A 539-nucleotide genomic window follows, 5' to 3' on the forward strand; every position below is an offset into this window, starting at 1 on the left:
CTGCTGGCGCTCGCGGTCGATCAGCTGCTCGGCCTGATCGAGGGCGGCCTGCGGCGCCGCAGCCGCCTGCGCACCGGGCTCGGCGCGGTCGGGATCGCGGCACTGGTCGCCGCGACGCTGGTGCCGACGATGGGCCGCTCGTCGCAGGGCTATGTCGTCGGCGCCAAGACCTTCGCCGAGCAATATGTGCTGTCGGCCCTGCTCAGGGATCGCCTCCAGGCGGCCGGCCTGTCGGCCACGGCGCGCTCGGGCCTCGGCTCGAGCGTGATCTTCGGAGCGCTGAAGGCCGGCGACATCGATCTCTACATCGACTATTCCGGCACGCTCTGGGCCAACCAGCTGCATCGCACCGACATCAAGCCGCGCGCCGAGCTGATCGCGGAGCTGAAGACAGCACTCGCGAAGGAGAACATCACCCTGCTCGGCGAGCTCGGCTTCGAGAATGCCTATGCGCTGGTGATCCCGAAAAAGCGCGCCGAGGCGCTTGGCATCCGCACCATCGCCGATCTCGCCGCGCACGCATCGACGCTGTCGATTGC

At 69.0% G+C, this 539-nt stretch carries 1 protein-coding gene; it reads left to right on the forward strand.

Annotated features, from left to right (window positions below):
* Positions 1–539, forward strand: a 539-nt coding sequence (locus AC1D00_RS44715; RefSeq protein WP_477015161.1) for a glycine betaine ABC transporter substrate-binding protein, incomplete at both ends; no start/stop codon positions are given.

The sequence above is a fragment of the Bradyrhizobium sp. P2_E8 genome (assembly GCF_056403875.1).